This is a genomic window from Stenotrophomonas sp. YJH_SMC_4 (genome assembly GCF_059371575.1).
Genome location: NZ_JCAFUR010000001.1, coordinates 641941 through 666138 on the forward strand (window position 1 = coordinate 641941; position 24198 = coordinate 666138).

Consider the following 24198-nt stretch of genomic DNA (forward strand, 5'->3'; position numbering starts at 1 on the left):
CTGCCACAGATCAGGCAGGGAGTGCTTGCTCTGGCCGGTCATACCGGCTGGGGCCTGCGCGAAATCATGACACTGCGGGTGTCGAAGTTCATCTGGTGGATTCAGGGATTGCCGGTACATGGCCAGTAACGTTCAAACGACAACGATCACGATCGGCGGTGAGGTGTCCAAGTCGCTGAAGGACGCATTGTCCTTCGCCAATGATGGCGTGAAGCGCCTCGGCGATGAAGCCGGCAAGCTGGAGCTCAAGCTCGCCGCGATGAAGAAGTCGGGCACCGCATACACCCGCATGCGCGCGCAGGCCGATGCGCTGCGCGCCTCACAGGAAGCGCTGGAGCGTGTCGAAGCCAAGCGCACCGCCAACCTGGAGAAGCGCGAGAAACTCGGCGCCTCGTTCAAGGCAGCGCGCGGCACACTCGGCACCGCCGTCACCGCACTGGCCAAGCCGGTCGAGAACGCCTCCGGCTTCGCCCGCCAGAACCAGCAGATCGGCGTGGCAGCCAACCTCAGCCGCGCGCAGGTGAGTGCGCTCGGCCAGGCGATCCTGCAGCAATCGCGTGCAACCAACCAGGGCGCCGACGATCTGCAGCGGTCGATCAAGCTGATGGTCGCGGCCGGCATGGACGCACAGTCCGCGCAGGCCAGCCTCGGTGCTGTCGGGCGGACCACCACCGTCACCGGTGCCAGCATCGATGATGTGGCCCAAGCTGCGGCCGCCCTGCAGCAGTCGTTCGATATCGATCCCTCGCGCATGCAGAACGCGCTGGACGTGCTGGTGGTGAACAGCCAGCAGGGCAGCCTGGGCCTGAAGGACATGGCCCAGGTGCTGCCGGTGCTGGGTTCCTCGTTCGAGGCGATGAAGCTGCAGGGCACATCGGCGGCGGCTACGCTGGGTGCGGCACTGGAAGCCACGCTGGACTCGGCAGGTGGCGCCGACAAGGCCGCCAGCAACATGAAGAGTTTCATGTCCGAGGTGCTCTCGCCGGACATTCAGGAGAAGGCCAAGAAGAGCCTGAACCTGGATCTGCGCAAGATCATCGGCGATGCACAGACCAGCGGCGGCAATCCCTTCGATGCTGCGATGCAGGGGATCATCCAGGCGACTGCGGGCGACCAGAAGAAGATCGGCATCCTGTTCAGCGATGCACAGGCGAAGAACTTCGTCCAGCCCATGATCGAGAACTGGGACACCTACATCCGTGTCCGCGACAAGGCCTTGAATGGATCGGCGGGTACCACCGATGCGGCCTATGCCGACGCGATGCAGACCGATCCGCAGAAGATCGAAGGCGCCAAGATCGCCGTGGACAACCTGTCCAAGGCGTTCGGTGCGGCGCTGCTGCCCGCGGTGGGCGAGGCCGCGGTCAAGCTGACCGAGCTGTTGAACGGGGTTACCTCGTTCGTGCAGGAAAACCCGAAGCTGATCGCCAACACCACGCAGATCGTGGTCGGCATGCTGGGCATGCGCGCGGCGGTACTCGGCGCTCGCTATGCCTGGACCTTCCTGCAGGGCCCGATCCTGGGCGTGCAGAAGGCCATCCAGCTGTTCCGTGGCGGCAGCCTGCTGGCACAGCTGGGGCGCTTTGGGCCGATGGCCATGCGCCTGGCATCGGGTTTCCGCATCGTCGCAACTGCCATTGGTGCCATCGGCGGTGGCCCCATCGCCGTTGCCGTCGCCGCCATCACCGCCGGCGCCCTGCTGGTGCGCAAGTACTGGGAACCGATCAAGGCATTCCTGGGCGGCGTCTGGGAAGGCCTGAGCGGTGCAGGCACCGCAGCGATGGGTGAACTGATGCGCGCGGTTGAACCACTGCGCCCCGCCTGGGAAGTCATGAGCGGGCTGATCGGCCAGGCCTGGGACTGGCTGTCGAAGATGCTGGAACCGGCGCAGTACACCGGCAATGAATTGTCACGCGTCGCCCAGATCGGCTCGCTGGTGGGTGAGACGCTGCTGACCAACTTCCGGCTGGTGATCCAGGTCATCGGCGGCGTGGTGGGGGCGGTGGTGTGGCTGGGCGAGATGCTCGGCACCGTCGCCGGCTTCATCAACGAAACCCTTGGCAACATCTGGGAGTCGATCAGCCAGAAGGCGACCGCAGCGTTCGACCGCATCCTGGAAAAGCTCAAGCCAGTCATCGAAGGCGTCGGCTGGTTCATGGACAAGCTTGGTGGTGGCGTAGGGGCTGCCAACGACAAAGCGCTGGAGGTCGCCGAGGGCGGGCTGCAGACCGCAGTGGGCGCCGCCAACATCTACAGCGGCATGAAGGCGCGCGGCGGTGGTGGCATCGGCGACATGGCGCGCGTGGCGTACGCGGTCGGCACCAACGACAACGATGGCCTGAACCGCCGCATGGCCGAGCTGAGCGGCGCGCAGGGACGCCGTGCGCCGGACATGCCCTCGCCCACGATGCGCGCACCGACCACCGTGCAGCAGCAACAGACCAACAACATCACCATCCACCAGCAACCCGGTGAATCCAGCGAATCGGTGGCGCGCCGCACGGCCGACGAGCTGCAACGTCGCAACGCGGTTGCCGCCCGTGGTGGCCTGGCAGACAGGAACTGAGCATGAAACGCGAATTCGTAACCGGCACTGTGGACAAGCTGCTGTCGCAGTTCAAAGCCAATGACTCCGGCAACGCCCCGGTACTGCTGATGCTGGGCGGCTTCAAGTTCAGCCTCAACACCGCGGTCTTCCGGGAGATCCAGCAATCCAACGAGTATCGCTGGCAGGCGCAGGACCGCATCGGCCAGATGGCGGCCCTGCAGTACACCGGACCGGGCTCAGCCAGCATGACCCTGCCGGGCGTCATCTACTACCAGTTCCGCGGCGCCGGCAATGAGCTCTCACAGCTGCGCAAGCTGGCCGCGCAGGGCACGCCTCATCGACTGCTGACCGGCAAGGGCGGCAACCTGGGCCTGTGGGTCATCGAGAAGATCGATGCCACCGCCAGCGAGTTCACCGCCGACAGCGCGATCCTGAAACAGGAATTCACCCTTTCACTGCGGAAGCACAGCAATGGCACGAACGTATAGCACCCGCGACGGCGACGTCGTAGACCGTATCGCGTACGCGCATTATGGCGAGCAGTCACCGGCCATCCTGCGCGCGGTGTTCGATGCCAACCCGGGCCTGGCCGCACGCGGCCCGGTACTGCCTGCCGGCGTAGCGATCACCCTGCCGGAGGTGCAGCGCCCGGCCAGCGAGCGCAAGGGAGTCGCCCTGTGGGATTGAACATCACACCGGCCTTCCGCGTGGTGGCCAACAGCCAGGACATCACCGACAAGATCATGGCGCGCTTCAAGTCGCTGCGCATCACCGACGAGACCGGCAACACGTCCGACACGCTGGAACTGCAGCTGGCCGACCACGATCCGTCCGATCCGATCCAGCTGCCACCGGTTGGCGCGGAACTGGAGGCCTTCATCGGCTATGACGGCGAAGTGCGGCGCGTAGGCCTGTACATCTGCGACGAGGTGGAGATCTCCGGCTTTCCCGGCAGCATGACGCTGCGCGCCCGCGCGGCACCGTTCGAGACCAGCAAGGGGGGCAAGAGCGACCTGCAGACGCAGAAGACACGCACCTGGAAGAAGGGCACCACGATCGGCGACATGGTGCGACGCATGGCCGGCGAGCATGGGCTGAACGCAGCGGTGAGCGCATCGCTGGCGACCATCGTGCTGCCGCTGACGGTGCAGTCGCAGGAGTCGGACATGAACCTTCTGCTGCGCCTGGCCAAACAGCACGATGCCATCGCCAAGCCCGGAGGCGGGCGCCTGGTGTTCGTGAAGCGGGGCGAATCCACCAGCGCCAGCGGCGAGCGCATTCCCGATGTCACCCTCACCCCGGCCGATGGCAGCGACTACCGGGTAACCCTTGCCGCACGCGAAGATGCCGGTACCACCATTGCGTACTACCGCGACGTGCGCAGTGCCAAGCGCCAGGAAGTGAAGGTCGGCAGCGGTGAACCGATCATGCGCCTGCGCATGGCCTATGCCGACCGGGAGAGCGCAGAAGCGGCGGCGCGCGCCAAGCATCGCGAACAGGCACGGCAGACGCGGACGCTCAGCTACACCCTGCCCGGCCGCGAGACGCTGATGGCCGAGGCCACGGTGGTGATGCAGGGGTTCCGCGAGGGCGTGGATGGCCAGTGGCTGGTCAAGCGTGCCGAGCACAGTATCGGCAGCGAGGGCTACGTCACGCGCATCGAATGCGAACAACCCAACAGCGCCGACGCAGTAAAAGCGGCCAGCAATGCCCCGGCCAGCGAAGGCGAACAGGTCGGCAGCGAAGTGTAGATTCACGCCATGCGTGGTGCTTTCCGCGCATCAACTCACGTACTGCGCCACGCCATTACCGAACGACCAGTTCTCCTTCTTTACTTCAACAAGATTGATGAACACATCCTCGCGGCGGATGCCCACCGCCGCGTGCAGTCCATCGGCGATGCCGGCGTACAACGCCTTCTTCTGCTCCAGCGTACGCCCTTCGTTCCAGGTGATCTGGATGCAGATGAAATCGTCGGTGCGGTCCACGCCCAGATAGCCGGGGTCGTAGATCAGCGTACCGGCGTCGTGCTGCTGGAAGATCTGGAAGCGGTCGTTCTCCGGCACGCCCACCGCGCGCATGGCCTGGTAGATGGCTTCGCCGACACGTTGCAGGTAGTCGGCGGATTTACCTTTGCGAAGATCGATGCGGGCGAGCGGCATGGTGGCACTCCAGAGTGGATGGGCACGGCAACGGGCTGAGAGTACGCCTGCCCGGGGCGGCGGGACAGCACAGGGATGGAACCCTCTGGCTCCATGCGTGGCATGGTCCCGCCTCCGGCGCGCGGGGTGACGCGATTGCCATGGCGGCATCCCTCCGGAGTCGTCATGTGCACGGTCGGCAGGGCCGGCGATGTGCGCCATCAGTGATGGGCCGCACTACTCGCAGGTGTCGGACGGCACACAACGGGAGATGTCTGGCCTGCCTAGGGACGGTTGAGAACTTTCCTTACAGACCGATGTGATTGCCCGGCCAGATGATCGCCGTGCCGAGGCAAGACGCCTTGGCCGGGATTGGCGTCTCGAATAAACGAACAGGCTCACAGGATGTTGCGATATCGATCGCAGCAAAGAGAATGCACCGATTGCCTTCAATGGCGGGCGGTGCGTGGGGATCGCAAGATCCGCCGGGCCTTTTCTCCCTGTGAGCTTTTCAGCCTTGGTACGCCAACCCGCACCGTCCGCCACCTTCACTCCGGAAGGTGGCCCTACGCCAGTGAGGGTTTCGCCATGACCAACCGCACCGCCATCCATCCCCGCCTGAACGCCCTGATCGGCGACGTCGCAGCCGACGTGCCCGGGGACCTCGCACGCGAGATCGAGTGCGCCTTGAACGAACAGAACCTTCCGGCGCAGTCGGCCACGTTCTTCGCCCGTCTCAATGCGATCAACCATGCCGACGGTGATGACGGACAGCCGTGCATCAGCCTCACCCTCGGCGCCAGCAATCACGCTTCGTTGCGCCGCTCGCTATCTGGGCTCGGCGCATTGCTCGATCTGCTGCAGGCCGCCAACCATGCGCGCAACGAAGGCGGCCCGGACGAACAGTTGGGCGCCTTCCATATCGACGGACTGATCGTGGCCGCACGACAGTTGGTGCGCGAGGCACATCATTGCCTGTCCAGCGGCGATGCCTGACCGGCCCGGATGTGCTCCCGCTACAATCCCGCAGGGAGCGCAGGAGACAGCGATGGACGCCGAACACCTGGAGTACTTCAAGGCCGCACTGGAAGGCCGCGCAAGCGTGGGCTGGAACGTCTGGTTCGCCGCCAACCAGCAGGCGCTGGCACAACAACTGAGCCGCCCTGCACTGCTGCGCCTGAAGTTCAGCACACTGGATGAAGCCGAACGCCTGCTGGCAGAGGCCGGCATCGTGCCCCGCAGCACGGCGGGCAAGCGCTACGAAATGTACTGCGCGCAGTTCTCGGCGGACGTGGTGGACGCGAACGGTCGCCCGCTGCCGGCCATCTGGCGCGCGGCGCACGGCGGTGCCATCGGCCTGCTGGCCGATGGTGAGCAGGAGGCCGGCCAGGCGAAGCTGCTCGCGGAGTTCCGCCGCGTCCGCAAGCGCGGGCTGCAGCAGGCCCATGAATGGTTGGCCGATCTGTGCTTTGAAGGCGAGATGGAACTGACCAGCGGTAGTGCCGAGGTGGGCCGTAGCCTGCTGGCGGTGGTGGTGCAGGCCGGCAGCGGACACGACCTGCTGGATGCCACTGCGATGATCGCGCGCGAGCTGCTGGGGGACGTCGGGATGGCCGCGGCTACGCCCGGCCGAGAACGCTCCCAGCAATGCTGAACGCGGCCCGTTTGCATTGAGGGCAGGACATGCCACACTCACCCTGAGGCCCAGCCGATCGAATCCCTCGGAGATCCGAGTGCCACGGACGTGGATACGGGAAACCGTTAGATCGCTCGGCCTTTTTTTATATTCGGCGCTCACCCATCCGAAGCGTCCAGATGCCCATATGCGGCGACCAACTGTTGGCGATCTGCAACGACTCCAAGTTGGCCCGCCTGGCAATATGCTCTGCCACAGCACGCTTGTGCGGAGATGCAGTTGGCACCAAATGCATACGGTTCTGATGGAAGCCAACAGCACCAGTTAGAAGGTCGGACAGCTGAAGTAGTCGGCAGGTGCGCGAGTCTCTGTAAATCACGGTGCGAACGTGAGGAGATCGATCAGCGAGGTCTCGCCTTAGCGCGTTGTTCAACACTGCCCGGAGATCTTCCAAGTCGTATCTGAGCGTCGTGCGCTGATCTAGAACGACGTGCACGTCTTCATCAGGCAACGCGTACTGAGCGATGCGCTTTACAAGAAGGTTGTACAAGCACTTGTAGAAGCAGACGTCTCTGTCGCCATCGTGATACCCCCGGACGTCCAACTGATGCTGATCGATCACCATCGACTGAAACCAACGGCCGGCCGCAAGTTCTTGATCAGTGGTTCCATCGAAATATTGGTCAGCGATCGCGAGCTCGCGCTCCCGCTTGGCCCTGGTGATACCGCTCCACTTCACTTCATCTGACAGGCGGCTAGCTGCGACCGTAGCTTCGATCGCAGCGCGCAGATCACTGATCTGCTGCCCGCAAAGAAACAGCGCTCCATGGATGAGGTAACGGTTCCTACCATCCGCGCAGCTTTCGTCTACGTACACAGCTAGCATTGCCAGACCCAAACTGAGGTTGGCCGGATAATAGTACTGCCGGAGTAACGTCGGCCATGGACAAGCCTGTGGATATCTCTCCCGTGGCGAGGCGCCCATAGGAGCATGCCCAGGACTGCTTCAACGCGATGTCTAGCCAGTGGGCCGTGCGGCAGTCCATGGCCGGGGGCTGCTGTGGACGATCGCCAATAGGCGATAACGCGCTGGCAAATCACGGGAAGAGGCTAATTTCCCGTTTGCTTCAACACGACAGCCCAGAAGTCCTTGCTCAGTTGCTGAGCTCGGGCCGCAAGGCATCGCATTGAATCCAAGTCAATGTCTTCGTACTTGTCGCGCCGGTCATTGACAAACGCCTTGATCGCAACCGCAGTGCCATCGGTGAATATGTTGAAGGCAATCCCGGAATGCAGGACAGAGTTACGGCGGTCACGGAGTTCATCAGCTTCCCCGACGACGCGCTCAAGCTCTGCGCCGATCCCCGGTTTGAGGTTGCCAATGTTCTCCCTGAGCAAGCATAGCCGCACAGCGAGCGACTCATCCTTCTTTAAGGGGCAGTCTGCGGCAGCGAGAAGAATGTCCGTCGCCCACTCGATCTCCCCTAGAGCTATGGCGAACCGCCCCACCTGCGCGGCCCATTGCTCCTCAAACTCCTCCCGACCTAAATCGCTCATCAGGTTCAACTCCTGTGTATTCGCGACGGCCCCCGACGAATCCGGCGGCATCAACTGAGACGACAATGCATTAAGAAAACTTAAAAGGGCTACTTTCTGAGAGAAGTGGATAGATCCAGCCAGCCCGCGAAACGGCGGAGATAGATTGGTCGGCTCGTGGATTCGAAGTACCGCGAACTGAACATACGCGACATGAGGCCAGCCTGCATCCTCGGAAGCAGGCTGCGCCAGCGGTAAATTACCGGGAAGTCGGCGATTTAGCCCCCACTCGGTGGTACCGAGTGAGGGCTACGATCACATGTGCTCGTGAAGCCACTGAGCGCCAGTTTGGTTGATACCGTAGGAGGCCCAATCACCGCTTGCGAGCAAGGCAACCAAGAGCTCATCGTCTCCGTCGAGGAAGGGTATCAGCGCGTCTCGGATTGCCTCCGAAGTACCGTTATGACCAATCAACCAAGTCGAATCGAGATGATGCCAGTAACCATTGCTGATCTCTTTGATCTTAGCGATCAGATCCGCGTAGTTCTTGCCTGACTTGTTCAAGTCGTAACCCACCATATAGACAGCCATCTTCGCTCCATCAAACCTGCCTTAGCGCCTCATTGCGCGTCCCGATTGAAGCAAGGAATTGGACAGGTCGCCACTGGCTGGAAGCGGTCGCTCGGATGCCTGCCGCTGACTATGCGGCCTTACGACCCATTGGCCTGGAGCGGTATCGTCAATCCGGTCGGACGAGGACCCGTAAATGACTTTGACCGACCAGGTAGTTTCGATAAGCGGTGATGCTCGCTTCCCAAGCTGCTCTAGCAACTTCGGAACCACTGGCAAGCACATTGCCGGCGTCATCTACGACAGCCAGAGGGGCAGGGTTCCCAGCTGCATCCGTAACAGTGATTCCTTCGAAAACCACGGCAGCAATTGCCACAGAAGAACTACGCGCTGTAGCAGTCATGGTGCTGTTACCCTGCAGTTACGAAAAAACCGGCTCTAGGCCGGTTTCGTCGCAACACTTTGATTGTATTGGTGGGCGGTACAGGGATCGAACCTGTGACCCTTGCCGTGTGAAGGCAATGCTCTACCGCTGAGCTAACCGCCCGGTGTGTTGCTGAGCCGCTCATTATAGGGGCTTTTCAGAGGCCGTCAACACTTTTTCACATTCGTGTTCATGGGTGTTTTCCGGGGCAAGCAGCCGAGCATGGCTCGGCTCTACAGGAAGGCCCGGCGTGCCACCTCACATCGTGTGGGTCGGCTTGTCCGAGCCGGTAAGCCCAGCCAGCAGGGTCTCGATCTTGTGGCGTACGCCCTCGCCTTCTGCACCGTCGGCCAGCTGCACGCCGATGCCGGCGGTACGGTTACCCTGCGCGCCGGCCGGGGTCACCCAGATCACCTTGCCGGCCACCGGCAGGCGCTCGCTGGAATCGGGCAGGGTCAGCAGCAGGAACACCTCGTCGCCCAGGAAGTAGCGCTTGGGCGTGGGCACGAAGATGCCGCCGTTCTTCACGAACGGCATGTACGCGCTGTACAGCGCGGCTTTGTCCTTCACGGCCAGGGACAGGATGCCCTGGCGGGCGTTGCTGGCACTCATCGATTTCCCCTTGCGGCAGGCCGCTCGTTCACCTTGTTCCAGGCCAGCAGCAACTCGACCACCGCAAGGTCTGCACGCACCGTGGTGCGCAGCAGGTCGCGGGTGCGGTTGGCCGCATCGAACCAGGCTGCAAGCTTGTGCAATCGCTCCGGCGTGGTCAAGGCATCGGTGCTGGCCTGGGCCAGCGCCAGGTCGGCGGCAAAGCGCAGGCGCAGCGCCGCGTTGTCGTCACCACACCACTTCTGCGCCAGCTCCACCGCGCCGGTCTTGCCGGCGGCCAGCTGTTCCAGATCTCGACCGACTTCGCGGCGCAGGCTCAGGCCGTCTTCGCGCAGCCAGTTGTCGGCCTGGCCGGGATGGCCGCGGGCGGCCTCCAGCGCTTCGCGCGCCAATGCTTCGCTGTGGCCCTGCTGCTGCAGCCAGGCCAGCGCTTCGTGCTGCGGCGGCAACTTGAATTCCAGGCGCTGGCAACGGCTGCGGATGGTCTGCGGCAGGCGTGCCGGGTCGCTGCTGATCAGCCACAGGTAGCGGCCGGGCTGCGGCTCTTCCAGCGTCTTCAGCAGTGCGTTGGCGGCCGAGCGGTTGATCGCATCGGCCGGGTCCACGATCACCACCTGCGCCACGCCGTACTGCGGGGTCAGCGCCAGCTTGTCGGTGATCTCGCGCACCTGCTCGATGACGATCTCGGTACGCAGCTTGTCGCCGCTCTTGTTCGGAATGAAGCTGACCAGCTGCAGGTCCGGATGGGTACCGGCGGCGATCAGCTGGCGCGTGCGCGTGGCGTGCGCGGCATCCCCGCGCGCCAGCACGTGGTCAGCCAACGCCAACGCCACCTCACGCTTGCCCAGCCCGGCCGGCCCGCAGATCAGCAGGCCATGGCCGAGGCGACCCGCATCGAGCGCGGCCACGGTCTGGTCGAACGCGCGCTGCTGCCAGGGCGAAAACGTGCTCATGCGCCCTCCCCGTCCTGCAGCCAGCGCTCGACACGCGCAACTACATCAGCGGCGACGCGCGCCTGTATCTGGCCGGCGTCGATCAACGCGAAGCGCTGCGGATCCTGCTGCGCACGGCTGCGGAACACTTCGCGCACGCGCTGGAAGAAATCATCCTGTTCGCTCTCGATGCGGTCCGGCCACAGATCACGGCCATTGGCGCGTGCCCGGCCGACGGCCACGTCCACGTCCAGCAGCAGGGTCAGGCCCGGCAGCAGGCCCACCGCGCGGCGCTCCAGATCGGCAATCCACTGCGGATCGAGGCCACGGCCACCGCCCTGGTAGGCATAGCTGGAATCGGTGAAACGATCGCTCAGCACATAGGCACCGCGCTGCAGCGCCGGCTGGATCACCTGGCGCACATGCTGCGCACGTGCAGCGAACACCAGCAGCAGCTCGGCTTCGGCGCTGAGCGGTTCGGCGGCGATCTCGGCATCGGGCTTCAGCACCAGGCCGCGGATGCGCTCGGCCAGCGGCGTACCGCCCGGCTCGCGGGTCAGTACCACCTCATGACCGTGGCTGCGCAGGCAGTCACGGATGGCATTGATGGCGGTGGTCTTGCCCGCGCCCTCGCCGCCTTCCAGGCTGACGAAACGCGGGTGGCGAAGCAGCGCGGGACTCATTGCGCCGGGGTCTCCTGGGTACGTTGCTGGCGCAGCTGCTGCAGGTAGCGGGCGACTGCGGCGTTGTGCTGGTCCAGGCTGGGCGAGAACACGTGCGCGCCGCTGCCATCGCCCACGGCGACGAAGTACAGCGCGTCGCCCGCTGCGGGTTGCGCGGCGGCCATCAGCGCGTCGCGGCTGGGCATCGCGATCGGGGTCGGGGTCAGGCCGGCACGGGTGTAGGTGTTGTACGGCGTATCGGTGGTCAGGTCGCGACGGCGGATGTTGCCGTCATACGCGGCACCGAGGCCGTAGATCACGGTCGGGTCGGTCTGCAGGCGCATGCCGATCTTCAGGCGGCGCATGAACACGCCGGCAATCTGCGGGCGTTCGCTGGCCAGCGCGGTTTCCTTCTCGATGATCGAGGCCATCGTCAACAGCTCGTAGGGCGTGTTGATCGGCAGGTCCGGTGCACGGCTTTCCCAGGCCTCATCCAGCGCCTTTTCCATTGCGGCATGGGCGCGCTTGAGCACGTCCAGATCGCTGTCGCCACGCTGGTAGACATAGGTCTCCGGCAGGAAGCGGCCTTCCGGATGCTGGCCACCGAAGCCGAGGCGCTGCATCAGCGCGGCATCATCAAGATTGTCGGTGGTGTGCAGCAGCGGCTCGGCGCGCTTGAGCGCAGCACGCAGCTGGCGGATGTTCCAGCCCTCGACGATCGTGACGCGGTGCTGCAGCACCTTGCCCGCGCGCATGCGCAGCAACAGCTCGCGCGGGGTCAGGTCGGCGCTGAGCGCGTACTCGCCCACTTTCAGTTTGCCGGCGGCGTCGAGCTGGCGCGCCAGCAGCTGCCATTGGGTGTCCTGGCCCTCGTCCACGCCGGCATCGCGCAGCTTGCGCAGCACGCTGTTCATGCCATCGCCGCTGGCGATGACCACGCTCTCGGCAGTCGGGGTGATCGGGGCATCGGCGAAACGCGTCTGCTGGTAGAAGAACCACGCGCCCACGCCGGCCACGACGGCGCCCAGCACCACCACCAGCGTTACCACGAACAGACACCCGCGCTTGGCTCCCGCCATGGACTACCTCTGAACTCGATTCCGTCGTGCAGGATACCGTGCTGGTGGATTGGGGTCATGACCGGGGCCACGCAGCCGTGCCGACCAACGGTCGGCACCCACCGGAACAACGGCACCCGCCGGCACTACCCCTGCTGGCCCAGCGCGCGCAGCAGGCCGCGGGCCTTGGCGCGGGTCTCGTCCAGCTCCTTGTCCGGGTCCGAATCGACCACGATGCCGGCGCCGGTGCGGAAGCTCACCTCGTGGCCATCCACTTCGGCGGTACGGATCAGGATGTTCAGGTCCAGGTCGCCATCGCGGTTCAGCCAGCCGAACGCGCCGGTATAGGCACCGCGCGGCACCTGCTCCAGCTCGCTGATGATCTGCATGCAGCGCACCTTCGGGCAGCCGGTGATGGTGCCACCCGGGAACGTGGCGGCGATCACCTCGCCGGGCGTGACCTCCGGGCGCAGATAGCCGCTGACGTTGCTGACGATGTGGTGCACGTGCGCGTAGCTCTCCACGGTCATCAGCTCATCGACCACCACGGTGCCCGGCAGGCAGATGCGGCCCAGGTCGTTGCGCTCCAGGTCGATCAGCATCACGTGCTCGGCGCGCTCCTTGGGGTGGCCGACCAGCTCCAGGATGCGCGCGGCATCGTCGTCGCCTTCGAAGCGTGGCCGCGTACCCGCAATCGGACGGGTCTGCGCATGGCCGGCGTGCACCGACACCAGCCGCTCCGGCGAGGAACTGACCACATGGCGGCCGTGCGCGCTGAACAGGCCGGCAAACGGCGCCGGGTTGGCACGACGCAGCTGTGCGTACAGCGCCTGCGGGCTGACCGGCGCAGCGAACTGCGCGTTCCAGCGCCGCGACAGGTTCACCTGGAACACGTCGCCGGCGCGCAGATACTCGATCACCCGGCGCACGCCATCGGTGAAACGCTGCGGCGCGTCCTCGCCGACCGCCTGCGGTGGCTGCCAGCCCTGCCCGGCTTCGGGCAGCGCGGCCGAGGCCATCGCCACCAGCGCATCCAGCAACGCCTGCTCGCCGGCTTCGGCGATGACGAAGCTGGCATCGTTGTGGTGGTCATGCAGCACCGCCGCCGGGCAGCGCAGCGCCAGCGCGGTCGGGCGACCGTCCCCGCGAGCACGCGCTGGCAGCACTGGTTCGATCTGGCTGGCCACTTCGTAATCGAGCATCAACGCCCAGCCGCCGCGGAACGGCAGGCTGTGGCTGCCGTCATGCGGCAGGCGCTCATGCTGCCAGGCGCGATCCAGTGCCTGCAGGAACGTGCCGGGCTGCACCAGGTCGTGCTGGTCGCGCACCTGGCCGTCGGCATCCAGCCGCAGGCCATCGCCCTGCGCGACCAGCAGCAGGCTCCAGCGGCCCTGGGCGGTGCCCGAGGCGGTGGATTCCATCAGCAGCGGGAAGCGCGCCGGGTCGTGCTGCTGCAGGGCCAGCAGATCGATCGGGTGCGGCAGCGGGTGGATCAGCGGTGCGTGGGTCATGGCAGCCAGTTCGGGAATTCAGATGCACGGAAGCCGCCTTGCGGCGGCTCCGTGGTGCACGGCGTTGATCCGCTTGTCGGATTGCCGATGGGTAGAGTCGACTGTCAGTCGACTGCTTTCCCATCAACGATCACCGCGGCGGATCGAAAGGCAGTCGACTAACAGTCGACTCTACCAATGCGACGTCGAGCGTGGCGCGGCGTCGCAACACCACTCAGACGCGCTTGAAGATCAGCGTGCCGTTGGTGCCGCCGAAGCCGAAGCCATTGGACATCACCACGTCCACCTTGGCCTGGCGTGCTTCGTTCGGCACGTAGTCCAGGTCGCAACCTTCGCCCGGCTGCTGCAGGTTGATGGTCGGCGGGATGACGTTGTCCTGCAGCGCCATCACCGAGAAGATCGCTTCCACGCCGCCCGCTGCACCCAGCAGGTGGCCGGTCATCGACTTGGTGGAGCTGACCATCATCTTGTAGGCGTGGTCGCCGAAGGCGGTCTTCATCGCCATGGTCTCGCCCAGGTCGCCCAGCGGCGTGGAGGTGCCGTGCGCGTTGAGGTAACCCACCTGCTCCGGGGTCACGCCGGCATCCTTCATGGCCATGACCATGCAGCGCGCGGCGCCTTCGCCGTTCTCGCTCGGTGCGGTCATGTGGTACGCGTCGGAGCTGGCGCCGAAGCCAGCCAGTTCGCAATAGATCTTCGCACCACGGGCCTTGGCGTGCTCGTACTCTTCCAGGATCAGGATGCCGGCGCCGTCGCCCAGCACGAAGCCGTCACGGTCCTTGTCCCACGGGCGCGAAGCCTGTTCCGGGGCATCGTTGCGGGTGCTCATGGCCTTCATCGCGCAGAAGCCGCCCAGCGCGGTCGGCGACGAGCCACGCTCGGCACCGCCGACCACCATCACGTCAGCATCGCCGTACTGGATCATGCGCATCGCGGTACCGATCGAATGGTTCGAGGTCGCGCACGCCGACACCGCCGAGAACGACGGGCCCTTCAGGCCGGTGATGATGCTCAGCTGGCCCGGCAGCATGTTGATGATGGTCTTGGGCACGTAGAAGGGCGAGATCTTCTTGCCCTCGTGGAACTCGATGGTCTGCTCTTCGATGCCGAGCAGGCCGCCGATGCCGGCGCCGACGATGGCGCCGATGCGCTCGGCATTGGCGTCGGTGATCTCCAGGCCCGAATCGTGCAGGGCCATGAACGAGGCACCGAGGCCGTAATGGATGAACGGGTCCATCTTCTTGGCATCCTTGCCGCTGACCCGGAACCTGCCGAACAGTTCATTATCGGCGGTGATGTCAAATCCCTTGACCTCACCTGCAATCTTGGTGGTGAACCGATCCACGTAGGCATCAGCAACGTTGGTCAGCGGACCGATGCCCGAACGACCGTGGGTGATGCCTTCCCAGCTGCTGGCCAGATCATTGCCCAACGGCGAGACGATACCCAGGCCGGTTACGACGACGCGACGCTTCATTGCTGTTTCTCCTGACCCGGATGATTTCTACGGGTAACTCGGTTTGCTTCGATGTGATGCCCAAACACACGGGGCCGCAACAGCGGCCCCATGGGGTGCGGTGCGCGGCAAGGAAATACCTGCACGCGCACTGCCGTCTGACATCAGGCCTTGACGTGGGCCTTGACGTAGTCGATGGCGGCCTGCACGGTGCTGATCTTCTCGGCTTCTTCGTCCGGGATCTCGCACTCGAATTCTTCTTCCAGGGCCATCACCAGCTCGACGGTGTCCAGCGAGTCAGCGCCCAGGTCATCGACGAACGATGCGCTGTTGGTGACTTCTTCTTCCTTGACGCCAAGCTGTTCGACGACGATTTTCTTGACGCGTTCTTCGATGGTGCTCATGGGATCTCGCTCCAGATGGAGTTGTGGTTCAAAAGTGGTCGCCATCAAAGGCGATGGCCGTGGGATAGTGTAGTGGAAACCGGCGCGGCCTTGCATCGCAGCAAAAACCTCAGCAGATCAACCACTTGCGGCGCAATCCCTGCGCCCCTTGCTTACGGCATGTACATGCCACCGTTCACATGGAGGGTTTCGCCGGTGATGTAACCGGCAGCCGGGCTGGCCAGGAAGGCCACCGCATGGGCGATGTCCTCCGGCGAACCCAGGCGTTCGAGGGCGATGTCGTTGATCAGCGCGGTGCGCGCTTCTTCCGGCAACGCCTTGGTCATGTCGGTGTCGATGAAGCCGGGAGCAACCACATTGACGGTGACACCGCGCGAACCGATTTCCTTGGCCAGCGACTTGCTGAAGCCGATGATGCCGGCCTTGGCGGCCGCGTAGTTGGCCTGGCCGGCATTGCCGGTCACGCCCACCACCGATGCGATGTTGATGATGCGGCCCTTGCGTGCCTTCATCATGCCGCGCATCACCGCCTTGCTGGTGCGGAACACGCTGGTCAGGTTGGTGTCGATGATCGACGCCCAATCCTCGTCCTTCATGCGCATCAGCAGGTTGTCGCGGGTGATGCCGGCATTGTTGACCAGGATCGAGATCGGGCCGAACTCCTTGGCGATGCCGTCCAGCACGCTGTCCAGCGCGGCAGCGTCGGTCACGTTCAGTGCACGGCCGTGGCCGCCGTGGGCGGCCAGGCGCTCACCGATCGCGGCAGCGCCGGATTCGGTGGTGGCGGTGCCGATGACGGTGGCGCCCTGGGCGGCCAGCAGATCGGCGATGGCGGCACCAATGCCACGGCTGGCGCCGGTGACCAGTGCGATTTCACCCTGCAGGGGCTTGCTCATGATGTTTTCCTCAGGCTGGGGCGGCCGCCGTACCCGTACCGCGTGCAGCGGCCACCGGTACGGTCGGCAGGAACAGGGGGAGTCAGGCCGACCATGCCTCGCGGGCGGCTTCGAAGTCGCCCGGGGTGGCCAGTGAACGGCCGTCGATGGCCTTGTCGATGCGCTTGACCAGGCCGGTCAGCACCTTGCCCGGGCCGCACTCGGCGATCCGGGTGATGCCACGGCCGGCCAGCGCCTGCACGCATCCGGTCCACTGCACCGGCTGGTACAGCTGCTGGACCAGCGCGGTACGGATCGCGTCGATACCGTCATGCACCTGGGCATCCACGTTCTGCACCACCGGCAGCTGCGGCGCCTGCCAGGACAGGCCGGCCATCACTTCGGCGAGGCGGTTGGCGGCTTCGCGCATCAGCGGGGTGTGCGAGGGCACGCTCACGGCCAGCTTGACGGCCTTGCGCACGCCCTTCCCGGCCAGCAGCGCCAGCGCGCGGTCAACCGCATCTGCGTCGCCGCCGATCACGATCTGGCCCGGCGAATTGAAGTTGGCCGGCACCACCACCTGGCTGCCCGCGGCTTCGGCGCAGACGTCCAGCACCAGCTGGTCTTCAGCGCCGAGCACGGCGGCCATGGCGCCGACACCGGCCGGTGCGGCTTCCTGCATCAGCTGGCCGCGCAGGCGCACCAGGTGCGCACCGTCATGCAGGCTCAGCGCGCCAGCGGCGACCAGGGCGGTGTACTCGCCCAGGCTGTGGCCGGCCAGCACCGACGGGCGCGGACCGCCCAAGGCGTTCCAGGCACGCCACACGCCGATGCTCGCGGCCAGCAGGGCCGGCTGGGTGTATTCGGTACGGTTGAGCATTTCCTCCGGGCCACCCTGGGACAGCGCCCACAGGTCGACGCCGGCACCATCGGATGCTTCGGTGAAGGCTTCACGCACCTGCGGGTGCAGTTCGGCCAGCTCGGCCACCATGCCCACAGACTGCGAGCCCTGGCCGGGGAAGACAAAAGCGAGGGTGGATACGGTCACGCGGTCATCCGCTTGTTGCAATCGAAGCGGGCCATGATAAGGGCGAATCCGCTGTGTCGTCTGTACGTGCGCGTATGCAGGCGTATGGAGCGCCGCCGCGGGACAACCCCGCATCCGGTGCGGTGCCCCGCCCAGGTAGAGTCGAGTGACAGTCGACTGCCCTTCGATCAGCCGCTGAAAACCTGCGCTGCGCGCGGAAGTCGACTGACAGTCGACTCTACCGCAGCGCCAACCTGCCAGCAGCGCGAACCTGCCATCAGCAGAACAGCTGCAGCACGTCCAGGTCGCCGTCGGCGAGGAAGTCCACGCACAGGCCCACCAGCATCAGTACGCCCGCCGTGCTGGCGCCATGGGCGATGAAGATCGAATGCGCCAGCGCGCGCGCTGAACGGCCCAGCTTCATGCAGACCCGGGCCAGGCTGCGCAGGCGGCCGCTGACCGCGTGCACGTGTTCGCGCACAGGCGCCTGGGCCTCGCCCATCGCCTCGGCCATCATCGCCTGCAGCTGCTCGGGGCGGTCGGCGTAGTACTTGGCCACGCCGTAACCGAACATCAGCCAGTCGCGGGCCTGCGCTTCGGACAGATCCATCACTTCCAGCGGATCTTCCTCGAAGTCGATGAAGCCCACCTTCTGCCCATCCCAGGTGAGGTTGCGCGGCAGCGGCTGGCCGAAATAGGCGCCGCGCGCATGCGCTTCGGCGATGGCCTGCATGGCCGCCATCACCAGCCGGTCGCGGCCGGCCTCATCGGCCTGGCGCAGGCAGGTATTGAACGAGCTGCCGTTGTCACCGATCACCAGCGCGGCGTGGCCGCTGCCCAGCACGTCGGGCACGTTCACGCCTTGCGCCTGCAGTTCTCCCAGGCGACGGGCTTCGGTTTCTCGCGCGGCATCACCACCACGGTGCGGCGGTGGCCGCAGGGCGTCCAGATGGAAACGGCGGGCAACGAAATTGAGCAGGCCCAGGGCCACTGCGCGGCTTCCCTTGCCGTACTGCTTCAGCCAGGCGCGCTGCCCTTCGATGACGATGGGCTCAACCATGACGTGTACTCCTTTAAACGCGTTACGGCCCCAGAGGGGCCGTAACGACAAAACTTCACATTGTCGTAACTTGCACTATCAATAGCGCAGCAGGGCCGAACCCCACGTGAAGCCACCGCCGAAGGCTTCCAGCAGCAGCAGCTGGCCGCGCTCGACGCGGCCCGAACGCACCGCAGCGTCCAGCGCCAGCGGCACCGAGCCGGACGAGGTATTGCCGTGCTTGTCGACAGTCACCACCACCTGGTCCATCGACATGTCCAGGCGCTTGGCGGTGGCTTCGATGATGCGCAGGTTGGCCTGGTGCGGAATCAGCCAATCCAGGTCGGACTTGTCCAGGCCATTGGCAGCCAGGGTCTCGTCCACGACCGAGTCCAGCGCCTTGACGGCGTACTTGAACACGTCGTTGCCCTTCATGTTGATGGTGCCACCACCGTTGGCGCCGTCCTTGAAGCCGGTCGAGACGCCCACCGGGTTCCACAGCAGCTCCTTCTTGCTGCCGTCGGCATGCAGGTGGGTACTGAGGATGCCGGTTTCTTCGTCGGCCTTGAGCACGACGGCGCCGGCGCCATCGCCGAACAGCACGCAGGTGGTGCGATCGTTCCAGTCGACCATGCGGGTCAGCGTTTCGGTGCCGATCACCAGCACGTGCCTGCAGTCGCCGGAACGGATGAACTTGTCGGCCACGCCCAGCGCGAACACGAAGCCCGAGCAGGCGGCGTTGACGTCAAAGGCAGGGCACCCCGCAACACCGAGCTTGGCCTGGATCAGGCACGCGGTGGAGGGGAAAATGAGGTCAGGCGTGGTCGTACCGACCACGATCATGTCGAGCTGCGAAGCGTCGATACCGGCCGCTTCAAGTGCGCGCAACGCGGCCTGGTAGCCGAGGTCGCTGGTGGTTTCGCCTTCGGCCGCGATGTGCCGTTCACGAATTCCGGTGCGCGACTGGATCCACTCATCCGAGGTTTCGACCATTTTTTCCAGGTCGGCGTTGGTCAGGACTTTTTCCGGCAAATAGCTACCGGTGCCCGCGATCCTCGAATAGATCCGCTTGCTCATCATGTTTCCTGTTGCGCGGGCCGCCGATCACCGGCACGCCCGGGAAAGAAGGCAAAGGCCGCTGCCCGGGGGCAGCGGCCTTCCCGGCACATCAATCTTCTTCGACGGCCGAGGTCTTGGTCTGGATGACCTTCTTGCCGCGGTAGAAACCGTCGGCAGTGATGTGGTGACGCAGGTGCACTTCGCCGGTGGTCGGGTCGGTCGACAGCTGCTTGGCGCTCAGGGCGTCATGCGAACGGCGCTGGCCGCGGCGGGACGGGGTAACACGGGATTTCTGCACAGCCATGGGATTGCTCCAAACTCGGTTCGTTTTGCTTCGTCGTATCGTCGCGCAGGACGCCAGCGCCCAGCACACTTTCGCTTTCGCCGCAGCCGCCGACGACAATCCGGCTGCTATTGTTTCTTCAATGCCGCCAATGCCGCGAACGGATTGGCCTTCTTTGCTTCTTCTTCGCTCGGCGCCCAGTCCTTGTCGACTGCTTCACCGTCGGGCGACAGCGGAACCACCGGCACCGCCAGCACCAACTCGTCCTCGACCAGGTCCAGCGGACGCAGCTGGCCGTCTTCCGGCACCAGCAACGCCTCGTACTCCTCCGGCAGGGACGATTCCTCGTCCTCGTCGCGGATCAGGCCAAGCCTCTGGGTCACCTTCACCGGCAACAGGAATCGCTGCATGCTGCGCTGACAGGTCAGCGGCAACGCGGTGTCGATGGTCAGTTCCACATAGGATACCCGCAGGACTTCGTCGCGACCGAATTCAAGCGAGTAGGAACACTCGCCGTCGGTATCTGCGACCAGCCCCTGCAGGCGGGTCAATTCAGCCAGGGAAACCTGGCCGTCGAAGCGCCTTCGCGCTACGACCATCCGCCAAGCATCCAGCGATTCGGGCACGTTCGCGGACATAAGCCGCTGAATACTAAGGATCGGGGGGGCTGCTGTCAAATGCCCGCCATACAGCACTTGCTGCTGGCGCTGCGCACAGGCCAGACTGCCGCACCCTGCCCCGGTATTCTCGCATGTCACTGGTCCTGGCCTCCACCTCCCGCTACCGCCGCGAGTTGCTGCAGCGGCTGGGCCTGCCCTTTGACTGCGCGCGCCCGGAGGTGGATGAAACCCCGTTGAACGGTGAGACGCCGCTGGCCCTTGCAACGCGCCTTGCCACGGCCAAGGCAACCGAAGTCGCCGCCCGCCACCCCGGCGCCTGGGTGATCGGCTCGGACCAGGTGGCGGACCTGAACGGGCGGCCGCTGGGTAAACCGGGCACGGCCGGGGCGGCCTGCGCGCAGCTGGCGGCGATGTCCGGGCAGACAGTACGCTTCCATACCGCCATCAGTCTCACGCGAGACGGAGAATCATTCAGTGCCGTGGATCTGACCGAGGTCCGTTTCCGCGCGCTGGGCCAGGAGGAGATCGCACGCTACGTGGCCACCGAACAGCCGCTGGACTGTGCCGGCAGCTTCAAGTGCGAGGGCCTGGGCATCAGCCTGTTCGAAGCGATCGACAACCGCGACCCGACCGCGCTGATCGGCCTGCCGCTGATCGCGCTGTGCGGGTTGCTGCGCCAGGCACGGTTCGCGGTGCCCTGAAGGCGACACACTGATTGCCGGCACCGATCGCGGAAACAGGCCGGACATGGGCCGGGTAGGACCTGAGCCGGGTAGCGTCGACTGTCAGTCGACCATCGCGCGCAGCGCGGGGTTTTGCCGGCGGCTGGAAGAGCAGTCGACTAACAGTCGACTCTACCAACGTGGAGCCCCCGACCAACCTGGAGCACCCGACCAACCTGGAGCACCCGACCAACCTGGAGCACGCAACCAACCTGGCGCGCGACCACCTGGACCGCGCTCCGCCTCAGCGCCCGCGAACCTCGAACGGCTGCTCCTGCCATTCCTCCACGCTGCCATCGCGACCGTGCAGGCGCAGGCCCAGCCAATGCCGTCCCGGCGCCAGCGTGCTCGTGTCCAATGAAGCATCGAAGCCCACCGCAGGATGCTGCGGATCGGTGCTGTCCGGCCAGGTCTGGCGCACGTCGAATGCGCGGCCATAGCGCGCATCCCCCATCGAGCGGCCATCGACCAGCACCTCAACCCGTGCCAGGCCGACACCATCCTTGAACGCCCATCCCTTGATCGCCAGCGTGCCAGACACCTTTTCGCCGTTGGAAGGCGTATCCAGCCACGCCATTGCCGGAGTCACGCACGCCCCGGACGCGCGCTGCGCCGGCAGCCGGAACAGCAGGAAACGCTGGAAGCCATGGTCACTGCTGACCACCCGCGGCGCCGGCAACGGCCCCACCTGTCCGCAGATGGCGTGATAGCGCGCCAGCAGATCGCGGTAACGCTGGTCGCTGGGTGAAAGCACCAGCAGCATCGGCGTCGAGCGCTTGCCCTCATGCAGCAGTTCCCACTGCGCCAGCTGCGCGGTGCGCCCATGCTTGTCGTTGAGCGGATGCGGCAGCACTTCGATATCGCCATTGCCGAGCTGGAAGCCCAGCTCGGCCCCCACCTTGAAGTTCCCCGCCAGCACCCGCGTGCCCGCCGGCATCTGCTGCAACTCTTCGCGCACCGCCATCGCCAACGGCTGCCAGCCAGCGAAATTGCGCGGGTAGTACTTGCTGCCTGCCAGCTGCTCGCGCAACGCAGGCGTGGAGGCCATCAGGTAATAGCCGAACGCCAGCACCATGCCTGCGCCCGCCAGCCACCAGCCGGTGCGCCGCAGCCAGCGTGGCCAGCCGTTGAGCACCACCGGCACCGCCACCAGCAGGGCCAGGTAGCCCGGCAGCGGCCAATGGAAACTGATCCGCTCGACGTCGGTGAAGAAGCCCAGCAGGAAGATGCCCAGCGTGGATACGCCCCCGACCAGGCCGAAGTAGCGCCACTGCACGCGCGTGCCGCCGCCCCTGCGGGTACCGGCCAGCGCCACCTTCCACATCGCCATGCACAGGATCGGGGTGACCAGCATGGGCTGGATCACCAGGAACCACAGCCCGTTCCATTCGAACGTCCAGGGATGGCGCTCGACCACCTGGAACTTCAGGCCGGCGTCGTGGTTGTCCGCGTTCCATGCCAGCAACGGCAGCCACGCCAGCACGCCCACCGCCAGCGCGACCCATACGCGCGGATCGGCCAGCATGCGCCGCCCCTGCGGCAGCGCCAGCAACGCGATGAAGCCAACGCCGATGACACCGATGAAACGGTAGTGACTGAGCGCACCGATCGACAGGCCCAGCGCAAGCTTCATCGCCGACGATGCATCAACGTTGTGCAGCAGCCGCGCACCGGCGTGCAGGCAGATCACCGCGGCCAGTGCCATGGGCACATCCGGCACCGCCAGCAGGCCCAGCGTCGCCGACAACGGCATCAACAGCGTGAGGCTGCCCGCTTGCCAACCGGCCACATTGCCGAACCAGCGCGTGGCCGTGCGCACCACCAGCAACGGCAGCAGCGCGCCGATGGCCAGGAACGGCAGGCGCAACGCGAGCACATGGTGGCCACCGATCTCCACACCCAGGCGCGCCAACCACGCGGTCAGTCCGGGAAGGTCCGAATACGCAGCGGCCAGATGCTGGCCTTCCTGCCAATAGAACGCCTCGTCAACAAACAGTGGCAGCCGCGCAGCCACTACCAGCTTGGCCGCTGTGACCAGCGTCCATAACCAGAGAAATATTGTCCGCGCGCGCTGTTCGCCCTGCATTGCTCTATGGATAATCGAATGGATTCCAGACCTGAGACGATCATGCCAGCCTCGTCCCCCAATCCCAGCATGCTAACCGATCAACTGCGCCAGGCCCTGCGGGAGGCACAGGATCAGGTAAACGCACTGGTGCTGGGCAAGGTGCCAGAAGTCAGGCTGGCTTTCGTCGCCCTGCTTTCCGGTGGCCATCTGCTGATCGAGGATCTGCCCGGCCTGGGCAAGACCACGCTGGCGCATGCGTTGGCCAGCAGCCTGGGCCTCAGTTTCCAGCGCGTGCAGTTCACCTCCGACCTGCTGCCCGCCGATGTACTGGGCGTTTCGGTATACGAGGCCGGCAGCCGCCAGTTCCAGTTCCACCCGGGGCCGGTGTTCACCCACGTGCTGCTGGCCGATGAGATCAACCGTGCGCCGCCGCGCACGCAGAGCGCGCTGCTGGAGGCGATGGCCGAACAGCAGGTCACCCTGGATGGGCAGACCCATCCCCTGCCCGATCCGTTCTTCGTGATCGCCACGCAGAACCCGGTGGACCTGTCCGGTACCTTCCCGCTGCCGGATTCGCAGCTGGATCGTTTCCTGCTGCGCCTGGCGATGGGCTACCCCAGTGCGCAGGCCGAACGCGAACTGCTGCGTGGTACAGACCGCCGCGACCTGATCGCACGTGCCGTACCGAAGCTGGATGACACCCAGGTACGCGCGCTGCGTGAAGCCGTCAGCCAGGTCCATGCCAGCGATGCACTGGTCGACTACGTGCAGGCCCTGCTGACCCGCAGCCGCCAGCACGCCGGCGTGCGCGTGGGCCTGTCACCGCGTGCCGGCCTTGCGCTGCTGCGCGCGGCCAGGGCGCATGCACTTCTGCTGGGCCGCGGCCACGTGGTGCCCGAGGACGTGCAGACCCTGTTCGTGGCGGTGGCCGGTCATCGCCTCGTGGCCGAAGCCGAGTCCAGCTCGGGGCCGGCACTGGCACGGGCCATCCTGCAGACCGTTGCGGTGGATTGAG

Annotated in this window: 26 protein-coding genes and 1 tRNA gene; 8 read left to right on the forward strand and 19 right to left on the reverse strand. The window is 65.4% G+C overall.

What is annotated here, in order from left to right; translation table 11 throughout:
- Window positions 1–118 precede the first annotated feature (118 nt).
- Genes AC5P9F_RS03065 through AC5P9F_RS03080 form a run of 4 tightly spaced genes read left to right on the forward strand, consistent with a single transcriptional unit; the run spans window position 119 to window position 4299 of the window.
- Entirely contained in the window at window positions 119–2566 is a 2448-nt protein-coding gene (locus AC5P9F_RS03065; protein WP_308680111.1) for a phage tail tape measure protein, read from the forward strand.
- Between the two features lie 2 nt (window positions 2567–2568).
- On the forward strand, window positions 2569–3036 hold the full coding sequence (locus AC5P9F_RS03070; protein ID WP_005408323.1) for a phage tail protein: 468 nt from the start codon (window positions 2569–2571) through the stop codon (window positions 3034–3036).
- The gene (locus AC5P9F_RS03075) at window positions 3020–3235 is read left to right on the forward strand and encodes a tail protein X (protein WP_005408322.1); all 216 of its coding nucleotides are present in this window, start codon (window positions 3020–3022) and stop codon (window positions 3233–3235) included. Before AC5P9F_RS03070 ends, AC5P9F_RS03075 begins: the two co-directional genes overlap by 17 nt.
- Complete coding sequence (locus AC5P9F_RS03080; RefSeq protein ID WP_279702534.1) at window positions 3226–4299, forward strand: phage late control D family protein; 1074 nt, start codon at window positions 3226–3228, stop codon at window positions 4297–4299. The genes AC5P9F_RS03075 and AC5P9F_RS03080 overlap by 10 nt, the downstream gene beginning before the upstream one ends.
- Before the next feature lie 30 nt (window positions 4300–4329).
- Here the strand turns inward: AC5P9F_RS03080 and AC5P9F_RS03085 are convergent, their stop codons facing one another.
- Window positions 4330–4710, reverse strand: a complete 381-nt coding sequence (locus AC5P9F_RS03085; RefSeq protein ID WP_005408320.1) for a tautomerase family protein — start codon at window positions 4708–4710, stop codon at window positions 4330–4332.
- Between the two features lie 567 nt (window positions 4711–5277).
- Between AC5P9F_RS03085 and AC5P9F_RS03090 the strand changes: the two genes are divergently transcribed.
- Both AC5P9F_RS03090 and AC5P9F_RS03095 read left to right on the forward strand, forming a co-directional pair.
- A complete protein-coding gene (locus tag AC5P9F_RS03090) occupies window positions 5278–5685 on the forward strand; it encodes a hypothetical protein (protein WP_279702533.1) in 408 nt (135 codons plus the stop codon).
- 52 nt (window positions 5686–5737) lie between these two features.
- Complete coding sequence (locus tag AC5P9F_RS03095) at window positions 5738–6343, forward strand: hypothetical protein (RefSeq protein WP_279702532.1); 606 nt, start codon at window positions 5738–5740, stop codon at window positions 6341–6343.
- 127 nt (window positions 6344–6470) lie between these two features.
- Here the strand turns inward: AC5P9F_RS03095 and AC5P9F_RS03100 are convergent, their stop codons facing one another.
- From AC5P9F_RS03100 to AC5P9F_RS03180, 17 genes are all read right to left on the reverse strand, one after another.
- Window positions 6471–7211, reverse strand: coding sequence for a DUF3800 domain-containing protein (locus tag AC5P9F_RS03100; RefSeq protein WP_279730616.1), 741 nt, complete (start codon window positions 7209–7211; stop codon window positions 6471–6473).
- A gap of 224 nt (window positions 7212–7435) precedes the next feature.
- Entirely contained in the window at window positions 7436–7882 is a 447-nt protein-coding gene (locus AC5P9F_RS03105) for a hypothetical protein (RefSeq protein WP_279702530.1), read from the reverse strand.
- A 294-nt stretch (window positions 7883–8176) separates the two neighbouring features.
- Window positions 8177–8452: a hypothetical protein gene (locus AC5P9F_RS03110; RefSeq protein WP_059033322.1), complete on the reverse strand. Its 276-nt coding sequence runs from the start codon at window positions 8450–8452 to the stop codon at window positions 8177–8179.
- A 451-nt stretch (window positions 8453–8903) separates the two neighbouring features.
- Window positions 8904–8978 (reverse strand) — tRNA-Val (locus AC5P9F_RS03115).
- Between the two features lie 135 nt (window positions 8979–9113).
- Window positions 9114–9467, reverse strand: a complete 354-nt coding sequence (locus AC5P9F_RS03120; RefSeq protein ID WP_005412452.1) for a PilZ domain-containing protein — start codon at window positions 9465–9467, stop codon at window positions 9114–9116.
- A complete protein-coding gene (locus AC5P9F_RS03125; RefSeq protein ID WP_005412451.1) occupies window positions 9464–10420 on the reverse strand; it encodes a DNA polymerase III subunit delta' in 957 nt (318 codons plus the stop codon). The genes AC5P9F_RS03120 and AC5P9F_RS03125 overlap by 4 nt, the downstream gene beginning before the upstream one ends.
- Window positions 10417–11082, reverse strand: coding sequence for a dTMP kinase (gene tmk, locus AC5P9F_RS03130; RefSeq protein WP_111117991.1), 666 nt, complete (start codon window positions 11080–11082; stop codon window positions 10417–10419). The genes AC5P9F_RS03125 and tmk overlap by 4 nt, the downstream gene beginning before the upstream one ends.
- The gene (mltG, locus tag AC5P9F_RS03135; RefSeq protein ID WP_049403323.1) at window positions 11079–12140 is read right to left on the reverse strand and encodes an endolytic transglycosylase MltG; all 1062 of its coding nucleotides are present in this window, start codon (window positions 12138–12140) and stop codon (window positions 11079–11081) included. Before mltG ends, tmk begins: the two co-directional genes overlap by 4 nt.
- Window positions 12141–12265: 125 nt before the next feature.
- Entirely contained in the window at window positions 12266–13630 is a 1365-nt protein-coding gene (locus AC5P9F_RS03140; RefSeq protein WP_308680106.1) for an aminodeoxychorismate synthase component I, read from the reverse strand.
- Window positions 13631–13844: 214 nt separating this feature from the next.
- Window positions 13845–15107 carry a beta-ketoacyl-ACP synthase II gene (fabF, locus tag AC5P9F_RS03145; RefSeq protein ID WP_308680104.1) on the reverse strand — a complete coding sequence of 421 codons (1263 nt, stop codon included), beginning with the start codon at window positions 15105–15107 and terminating at the stop codon, window positions 13845–13847.
- 143 nt (window positions 15108–15250) lie between these two features.
- Window positions 15251–15490, reverse strand: coding sequence for an acyl carrier protein (gene acpP / locus AC5P9F_RS03150; RefSeq protein ID WP_005408313.1), 240 nt, complete (start codon window positions 15488–15490; stop codon window positions 15251–15253).
- 152 nt (window positions 15491–15642) lie between these two features.
- Complete coding sequence (gene fabG, locus AC5P9F_RS03155) at window positions 15643–16386, reverse strand: 3-oxoacyl-ACP reductase FabG (protein ID WP_005408312.1); 744 nt, start codon at window positions 16384–16386, stop codon at window positions 15643–15645.
- Window positions 16387–16468: 82 nt separating this feature from the next.
- Window positions 16469–17413: an ACP S-malonyltransferase gene (fabD, locus tag AC5P9F_RS03160; protein WP_049419366.1), complete on the reverse strand. Its 945-nt coding sequence runs from the start codon at window positions 17411–17413 to the stop codon at window positions 16469–16471.
- A 256-nt stretch (window positions 17414–17669) separates the two neighbouring features.
- A complete protein-coding gene (locus AC5P9F_RS03165; RefSeq protein WP_005408310.1) occupies window positions 17670–18452 on the reverse strand; it encodes a BUD32 family EKC/KEOPS complex subunit in 783 nt (260 codons plus the stop codon).
- A gap of 78 nt (window positions 18453–18530) precedes the next feature.
- Window positions 18531–19508 (reverse strand): beta-ketoacyl-ACP synthase III, encoded by a 978-nt coding sequence (locus AC5P9F_RS03170; RefSeq protein WP_005408309.1) that lies wholly within the window; start codon window positions 19506–19508, stop codon window positions 18531–18533.
- 91 nt (window positions 19509–19599) lie between these two features.
- On the reverse strand, window positions 19600–19794 hold the full coding sequence (gene rpmF / locus AC5P9F_RS03175; RefSeq protein ID WP_005408308.1) for a 50S ribosomal protein L32: 195 nt from the start codon (window positions 19792–19794) through the stop codon (window positions 19600–19602).
- Between the two features lie 107 nt (window positions 19795–19901).
- The gene (locus AC5P9F_RS03180; protein WP_049397145.1) at window positions 19902–20411 is read right to left on the reverse strand and encodes a YceD family protein; all 510 of its coding nucleotides are present in this window, start codon (window positions 20409–20411) and stop codon (window positions 19902–19904) included.
- Between the two features lie 113 nt (window positions 20412–20524).
- Here AC5P9F_RS03180 and AC5P9F_RS03185 point away from each other — a divergent pair, with 113 nt between their 5' ends.
- Window positions 20525–21094 carry a Maf family protein gene (locus AC5P9F_RS03185; protein WP_059033317.1) on the forward strand — a complete coding sequence of 190 codons (570 nt, stop codon included), beginning with the start codon at window positions 20525–20527 and terminating at the stop codon, window positions 21092–21094.
- A 265-nt stretch (window positions 21095–21359) separates the two neighbouring features.
- On the opposite strand, the gene AC5P9F_RS03190 is transcribed toward AC5P9F_RS03185, so the two are convergent.
- The gene (locus AC5P9F_RS03190) at window positions 21360–23201 is read right to left on the reverse strand and encodes a glycosyltransferase family 39 protein (protein ID WP_012479285.1); all 1842 of its coding nucleotides are present in this window, start codon (window positions 23199–23201) and stop codon (window positions 21360–21362) included.
- A 42-nt stretch (window positions 23202–23243) separates the two neighbouring features.
- Here AC5P9F_RS03190 and AC5P9F_RS03195 point away from each other — a divergent pair, with 42 nt between their 5' ends.
- Window positions 23244–24197 (forward strand): AAA family ATPase, encoded by a 954-nt coding sequence (locus tag AC5P9F_RS03195; RefSeq protein WP_005408304.1) that lies wholly within the window; start codon window positions 23244–23246, stop codon window positions 24195–24197.
- The last annotated feature ends 1 nt before the right edge of the window (window position 24198 follow it).

Coding starts and splice junctions, on each gene's coding strand:
- AC5P9F_RS03065 (WP_308680111.1), top strand. CDS start 119: ATGGCCAGTAACGTTCAAACGACAACGATCACGATCGGCGGTGAGGTG.
- AC5P9F_RS03070 (WP_005408323.1), top strand. CDS start 2,569: ATGAAACGCGAATTCGTAACCGGCACTGTGGACAAGCTGCTGTCGCAG.
- AC5P9F_RS03075 (WP_005408322.1), top strand. CDS start 3,020: ATGGCACGAACGTATAGCACCCGCGACGGCGACGTCGTAGACCGTATC.
- AC5P9F_RS03085 (WP_005408320.1), bottom strand. CDS start 4,710: ATGCCGCTCGCCCGCATCGATCTTCGCAAAGGTAAATCCGCCGACTAC.
- AC5P9F_RS03090 (WP_279702533.1), top strand. CDS start 5,278: ATGACCAACCGCACCGCCATCCATCCCCGCCTGAACGCCCTGATCGGC.
- AC5P9F_RS03095 (WP_279702532.1), top strand. CDS start 5,738: ATGGACGCCGAACACCTGGAGTACTTCAAGGCCGCACTGGAAGGCCGC.
- AC5P9F_RS03100 (WP_279730616.1), bottom strand. CDS start 7,211: ATGCTAGCTGTGTACGTAGACGAAAGCTGCGCGGATGGTAGGAACCGT.
- AC5P9F_RS03105 (WP_279702530.1), bottom strand. CDS start 7,882: ATGAGCGATTTAGGTCGGGAGGAGTTTGAGGAGCAATGGGCCGCGCAG.
- AC5P9F_RS03110 (WP_059033322.1), bottom strand. CDS start 8,452: ATGGCTGTCTATATGGTGGGTTACGACTTGAACAAGTCAGGCAAGAAC.
- AC5P9F_RS03120 (WP_005412452.1), bottom strand. CDS start 9,467: ATGAGTGCCAGCAACGCCCGCCAGGGCATCCTGTCCCTGGCCGTGAAG.
- AC5P9F_RS03125 (WP_005412451.1), bottom strand. CDS start 10,420: ATGAGCACGTTTTCGCCCTGGCAGCAGCGCGCGTTCGACCAGACCGTG.
- tmk (WP_111117991.1), bottom strand. CDS start 11,082: ATGAGTCCCGCGCTGCTTCGCCACCCGCGTTTCGTCAGCCTGGAAGGC.
- mltG (WP_049403323.1), bottom strand. CDS start 12,140: ATGGCGGGAGCCAAGCGCGGGTGTCTGTTCGTGGTAACGCTGGTGGTG.
- AC5P9F_RS03140 (WP_308680106.1), bottom strand. CDS start 13,630: ATGACCCACGCACCGCTGATCCACCCGCTGCCGCACCCGATCGATCTG.
- fabF (WP_308680104.1), bottom strand. CDS start 15,107: ATGAAGCGTCGCGTCGTCGTAACCGGCCTGGGTATCGTCTCGCCGTTG.
- acpP (WP_005408313.1), bottom strand. CDS start 15,490: ATGAGCACCATCGAAGAACGCGTCAAGAAAATCGTCGTCGAACAGCTT.
- fabG (WP_005408312.1), bottom strand. CDS start 16,386: ATGAGCAAGCCCCTGCAGGGTGAAATCGCACTGGTCACCGGCGCCAGC.
- AC5P9F_RS03165 (WP_005408310.1), bottom strand. CDS start 18,452: ATGGTTGAGCCCATCGTCATCGAAGGGCAGCGCGCCTGGCTGAAGCAG.
- AC5P9F_RS03170 (WP_005408309.1), bottom strand. CDS start 19,508: ATGAGCAAGCGGATCTATTCGAGGATCGCGGGCACCGGTAGCTATTTG.
- rpmF (WP_005408308.1), bottom strand. CDS start 19,794: ATGGCTGTGCAGAAATCCCGTGTTACCCCGTCCCGCCGCGGCCAGCGC.
- AC5P9F_RS03180 (WP_049397145.1), bottom strand. CDS start 20,411: ATGTCCGCGAACGTGCCCGAATCGCTGGATGCTTGGCGGATGGTCGTA.
- AC5P9F_RS03185 (WP_059033317.1), top strand. CDS start 20,525: ATGTCACTGGTCCTGGCCTCCACCTCCCGCTACCGCCGCGAGTTGCTG.
- AC5P9F_RS03190 (WP_012479285.1), bottom strand. CDS start 23,201: ATGCAGGGCGAACAGCGCGCGCGGACAATATTTCTCTGGTTATGGACG.
- AC5P9F_RS03195 (WP_005408304.1), top strand. CDS start 23,244: ATGCCAGCCTCGTCCCCCAATCCCAGCATGCTAACCGATCAACTGCGC.